This window comes from Candidatus Hodarchaeum mangrovi, from assembly GCF_975850365.1.
This window is the reverse complement of sequence record NZ_CDLCQJ010000136.1, coordinates 1-5,210: the sequence shown is the minus strand read 5'-3', so window position 1 is coordinate 5,210 and position 5,210 is coordinate 1. Positions and strand designations below refer to the sequence as shown.

The following is a 5,210-nucleotide window of genomic DNA, read 5'->3' as shown; positions in this document are numbered from 1 at the left end:
GCATTGATCTGCTCAATTAAAGATGTGAGAAGCCTACTGGGGAGTAAATTAATGAGAATTTCTATCTGAGCATTCTCTAATTGAGATTTTAGAAATATCATAGCATCCCTATTGTTCCTAAAATAGTGGAAATTAACCTGTTGGTCGCAAGATCCACGAAGAAATTGATTAAGGTAAATACGTCGTGCTTTTTCATATTCATCTTTCAATGTAAGGATCTCTTCATTTCGTCTGTTAATTTGTTGATCAACCAACTTGTTTAGTTCAAGTTCGGGATTCTTCACTGAAAATAGTTTAGGATAATCATTGCTGACTTCAATGAGCTTATACTGTTCTAATAGTTTTAAGGCAGCATAGACTCCTTTTGAAGAAATTTGTAGATTTTCCGTGATGATTTTGGCTAGAAGAGGACCAGAATTATGTAATAAGAAGTTGTAGATTCGTGATGTGTTTGTATCAAATCCAAATAATTCTAAATTAACAGAAGACATGGAAAACTGACCTTAGAAATTTCTGACAGAAGGTTCTCCAACATTCTGAAAAACCCTATCGATAATTTATATATACTCTATTTCATACATAAGAATTATCATCAAGACAAATGGTGTATAAATAATGGCAGAATGCAGAGATTGTAAATATTGGACTCCTATTGAAGGTGAATCAGACATAGGTGATTGTTTTGGGCATAAAGTTCAAGGGAGTATGGATACAGCTAATTGTCCGTCTCAAGCTTATAGTCCAAGATAATTATAATAAGAAAAGCACTTTTTTTTTCTTTTTTTATCTAAAACCATTGATTTCTTTATAGTAGTTCATCCCATTAAAAATGCTATAAGTGGTTAAAAGAAACCCAAATATTGTACTGGATAATAATAAAAAATATGAAACTTCATCTTTACTAGCAATCAACAGGATAAAGCTAAATAATGTTATTATCATCCCTAAAACAAAGAGAAATAACAATAAATAAGGTTTATATCCCTTGCTTAAAATTTTCATATTATTTCTTTATGTATTAAAGTCTTTAATGTTTTTTAAACTTTTACACGAGGAAATTTGAATAACATTACAAAGTATTTCTTGTAATATAAATTAAATAAAGGGAATTGCACAATTAACTAAATTATTAGGACCCTGCTAATAGAAATTGATCTGATGGTGCAATGAATGCACGTAAATTTTGTTTAATAACTTGCAATGGCGTACGAGAGTATATTTATTGCTTAAAATAGCTAATCCAAGCTATATATGGAAAGAAGTTTTACGGAATTTTATTTCGGAAAGACTAAAAAGAATGAGTGAATGTAAGTAAGACCTAGTTTTCATTAAGAAATGAAAGGAGAATAAAAAAATGAAACAAAAGATGATATTTCGCACAGTTATTGCGATGGCACTATTGTTTGGGATTGCAATAGCCTTTTTCACCACTATTATGAATGGTCAATATGGAAATGCTTCTTTAGAAATTATTACAGAAGACTCTTCCATGAATCTATGGATTGAAGGCATTGATGGTGAATCCAAGGTTGCAGGACGTGAAAATTCAATTGATATACTAACATACTCTCACAGTATTAGAAATGCATATAATCCTGATCGGAGCGCAGGCCAAATAGTTCATACACCAATTCGAATTGTGAAGTACATAGACAAAGCTACTCCAAAATTGTTCGAACACTGTACAAAGGGAACAGTTATTGGAGGGACTCCTGCAATTACATTGAGGTTCTATTCCAATCCAACTCCAATGGAATTAAATTATTTAACTATTGAATTAACAAACGCTGTAGTTGTTTCTGTTAGCACCTATATAGGATCAGACTCAAATGATATACCCATGGAAACAGTATCTTTCATCTATGAAACAATCAAGTGGACATACACTGAATTTAATGCTATGGGAAACCCTGTGGGAAATGTTGAGTATACAGCTACCTGGGGTGGAACACCAATTTAATCTCACACCTATTATTTAGGGACATAAAAATGAACAAAATACCCAAATATTTAATATTAATGATTCTTCTTGTCGGTTATTCACTTTTAGCAGGTATCTCTTTATCACAAGGATCAATTGATTCTCAGCTTACATTCAATGAGATTATTGTTTCTGATGTTTTCCAAAGTGGCCCTTATACATCAATTATTCTAGATTATAACTTTAGTACAACTGCCATATTAGGTGACTCTGGGATACTAGCCATTGTTATTGCTTACATTAATCAGTCCTCAAGTATTATTGAAGCAATTGAATTATTCTTCCATACTCCATCAGATGAATATCTTTTATTCTGGATGGTAGGAGATCCGTTCCGAGAAATCCAACAATGGAATCTTGGTAACATTTTTGAGCATTTTCAAGTACAGGAAAACCAGCTAGACTTGACCCTTATAGAGTATTTCAATATTGATGACCCCACAATAGAAATTCTCGTTAGGGCAAGAATCTTAGAAGATATAACAATTTCTTCTCAGTCCATTGATTTTTCAATAATTCTTGAAAATTTCTATGATGTTCTTCCTCTTCCATCTTGGTCACTCAGTTATCCCACTAAAACTTCCACGATTTCAACTAGTAAGACAACTTCAACTTCTACCTATAGTTCTACTACGACAACAACTTCGTCAGATTTAACACCAGGTTTTTCATTCATCACAATTCTTGGAATAATTTTCTATCAATTGATCTATAGAAAGAAGCAATAAATTACCTTTGATTATTACCTAATGTCTCTCTAACTCTCTTAATTCCTTCTTTTTTTTCATTATACAACATACCACAAACGAAAAGTTATATGAAGCTCTGTTGCTAGTAGATGAAGAACTATTTTAAGGAAATTTATCAAAATTACTAAAATAGAAGTAAAAGTTTTATTCCAAAATTTCGAAATTCTGAAATTCAGAATAAGGAAAATTTTTAAAGATTTAGATTCTAATAAAAACTCGATAATAAATGTCAAGGATCAGTAGTGCAAGATACCAATTTTTCGAAATGATGGCTGAGTTTTGGCAAGAATATGGTCTTCCAGGAACTTGCGGTTATATAGATGCCTTACTTTGGCTAGAACCCCAGGAATGGTCTCAAAATGCCATCTCTGACCGTTTAAAAGAGTTATTAGCTAATAAAAATCAATATCCAGTCTCTATTTCATCTATTAATCGTGCTATTAAAATAAATGTTTATTATGGTACAGTAATTAAGGAGGGTTCACATAAAATAGGCTATATATATCGTGTAGCTACTGATTCAGATATGTTCACAGGTTTTTTTCAACGATTCATTAATCTTAATTCTATAATGATTGAAAAATTGCGTACGATTGAAACTTTAGAAATGAAAGATGAAGATCCTAATTTAAAGAAGGCAATTGATGTCCAGATCAAAGGATTAGAAATGTACAGTCAATTCTTAGAATATGGACTTAGCTTCATGAAAGAAAAAGAGAAAGTTATAGGAAATAGTAGAGAGGAGTGATAATGGAAGCTATTATTGAGGTAAATGAATTATTCAAAACTTTTGGGAAAGGAAAAGATCGTGTAGAAGCAGTTCGGGGAATATCGCTTCAAATTTATGAAGGTGAAATTTTTGGTTTCTTAGGCCCAAATGGAGCAGGAAAAACAACCAGTCTTAAGATGATGGTTGGGTTATTAAAACCTGATTCAGGAGTTGTGAAAATTCTAGGAGTGAATCCCAATACAAATGGAAAAGAAATTAAACGGAAGTTAGGAATAATTCCCCAAACACCAACATTCTATGAAGATTTAACCGTGCAGGAGAATTTGGAATTTATAGCTAAGATTTATGACATGCCAATTCTTCAAGCCCGTAAACGAATTGATCAGCTCATTACACAAGTTGGCTTAAAGAAGAAAAAAGATGCTTTAACAAAAACCTTATCAGGTGGTCAGAAACGAAGATTAAATCTAATTCTTGCTCTAGTCCATGACCCGCAAATCATTTTATGTGACGAGCCAACTCCAGGTTTAGACCCTCAATCAAGAATGATTGTATGGGATTTCATCAAGAAGCTTCCTACAGAAGGTAAAACAGTTATTCTAACCACTCATTACATGGAGGAGGCTGATCGGTTATCAAATCGGATAGCTATCATTGATCATGGAAAAATCTTAGTTTTAGACAGCCCCAATCAGTTAAAAGCTTCTGTGGGGAAAGGTGATATTGTTGAAATTAGTCTTAAAGGGGAAGAACCTAATTTAGAGAATATAATGACCGCACTCAAGGATCCAATCTCAAATTTAGCAATAGAGGATGTGTTTTACTTAAATGGAAATCTAGTTATTCGTGCGAGAGATTTAATACCTAAATTAAATCGAATTTTAAGTCTAATAGAAAAAATGGGAACCACAGAGATTGGAAATCTCTCTATACGTGGAACAACGCTAGAAGATGTATTTATTCATCTCACAGGACGTAGCTTACGAGAATGAGGAGAGATATGATGACTTTGAGAAATAGTTTGGCTGTTTGTGGAAGGATGGGGTTACAGATTATAAGGAGTAAGTGGACCATCCCCTATCTTGTGATATTTCCCATTTTTTTCATGTCAATTTACTGGTTTGGATTTTCAGCGTCTCCTATTGGAACCACTCCGAGCTTTCAGTTAGGAATTGTAAATAACGATGAGGGTCTACCTGAAGAGTTTCAAAACGTTTTTTTAAATGAAACAATAATTGGTAATAATACACTTATGCTTTATCATTCTATTGATGTTCTAGAGAAAGGATTTGGAATAGAATTAATACAAGTGTTAAATAGCACAACTTATACAAATCATACTGCTTCTCCGAATATTTTTGATGTTTCTATATATGCTTCTATCTCTGAAGCTGAAGAATTATTAATCGATCGTGACTTAGATATTTTAATGGAAATTCCTCCTGGATTTTCTAATGCTTCAATTTCAATTTTTAATAAATATTGGAAAAACACTTTTGGTCAATATTTCCATGAGATGCTTCAAACTTCCTTCCCTGAGGTTCCCTCATTACCCGTTAATTTCTCTGAAACAATTCTTATTCAAGGAGATGAAACTTCTATTAATTTTCGATTAGCACACTCAGTTCTTACTTCTTTTTTAGAAAATTACGAAGACCTAACTTCTTTTTTTGAAGGACCAGGTGGTAGCATCAGTTTTACTTTAAGTCAAGAATATCAAATCTCAATTCCTCAATATTCCCTTTTTGAT

Annotated in this window: 7 protein-coding genes; 6 read left to right on the top strand and 1 reads right to left on the bottom strand. The window is 32.4% G+C overall.

All coding sequences use genetic code 11. The features are described from left to right. Window positions 1–491, bottom strand: a 491-nt coding sequence (locus tag ACWVCY_RS12840) for a helix-turn-helix domain-containing protein (protein ID WP_455143230.1), incomplete at its 3' end; no start/stop codon positions are given. Between the two features lie 124 nt (window positions 492–615). Here ACWVCY_RS12840 and ACWVCY_RS12835 point away from each other — a divergent pair. The 6 genes from ACWVCY_RS12835 to ACWVCY_RS12810 all read left to right on the top strand — a co-directional run. After that, complete coding sequence (locus ACWVCY_RS12835; protein WP_455143229.1) at window positions 616–750, top strand: hypothetical protein; 135 nt, start codon at window positions 616–618, stop codon at window positions 748–750. Between the two features lie 604 nt (window positions 751–1,354). Beyond that, on the top strand, window positions 1,355–1,960 hold the full coding sequence (locus ACWVCY_RS12830) for an Hcp family type VI secretion system effector (protein WP_455143228.1): 606 nt from the start codon (window positions 1,355–1,357) through the stop codon (window positions 1,958–1,960). A 29-nt stretch (window positions 1,961–1,989) separates the two neighbouring features. Next, window positions 1,990–2,709, top strand: coding sequence for a hypothetical protein (locus ACWVCY_RS12825; protein ID WP_455143227.1), 720 nt, complete (start codon window positions 1,990–1,992; stop codon window positions 2,707–2,709). 247 nt (window positions 2,710–2,956) lie between these two features. Beyond that, a complete protein-coding gene (locus tag ACWVCY_RS12820) occupies window positions 2,957–3,478 on the top strand; it encodes a hypothetical protein (RefSeq protein ID WP_455143226.1) in 522 nt (173 codons plus the stop codon). Between the two features lie 2 nt (window positions 3,479–3,480). Next, the gene (locus ACWVCY_RS12815; protein ID WP_455143225.1) at window positions 3,481–4,452 is read left to right on the top strand and encodes an ABC transporter ATP-binding protein; all 972 of its coding nucleotides are present in this window, start codon (window positions 3,481–3,483) and stop codon (window positions 4,450–4,452) included. 11 nt (window positions 4,453–4,463) lie between these two features. Beyond that, window positions 4,464–5,210: ABC transporter permease (locus ACWVCY_RS12810; protein ID WP_455143224.1), on the top strand; the 747-nt coding region annotated here is incomplete at its 3' end.

Excerpts from the sequence above, each read along its gene's own strand:
- ACWVCY_RS12825 (WP_455143227.1), top strand. The coding sequence starts at position 1,990 with ATGAACAAAATACCCAAATATTTAATATTAATGATTCTTCTTGTCGGT.
- ACWVCY_RS12815 (WP_455143225.1), top strand. The coding sequence starts at position 3,481 with ATGGAAGCTATTATTGAGGTAAATGAATTATTCAAAACTTTTGGGAAA.
- ACWVCY_RS12835 (WP_455143229.1), top strand. The coding sequence starts at position 616 with ATGGCAGAATGCAGAGATTGTAAATATTGGACTCCTATTGAAGGTGAA.
- ACWVCY_RS12820 (WP_455143226.1), top strand. The coding sequence starts at position 2,957 with ATGTCAAGGATCAGTAGTGCAAGATACCAATTTTTCGAAATGATGGCT.
- ACWVCY_RS12830 (WP_455143228.1), top strand. The coding sequence starts at position 1,355 with ATGAAACAAAAGATGATATTTCGCACAGTTATTGCGATGGCACTATTG.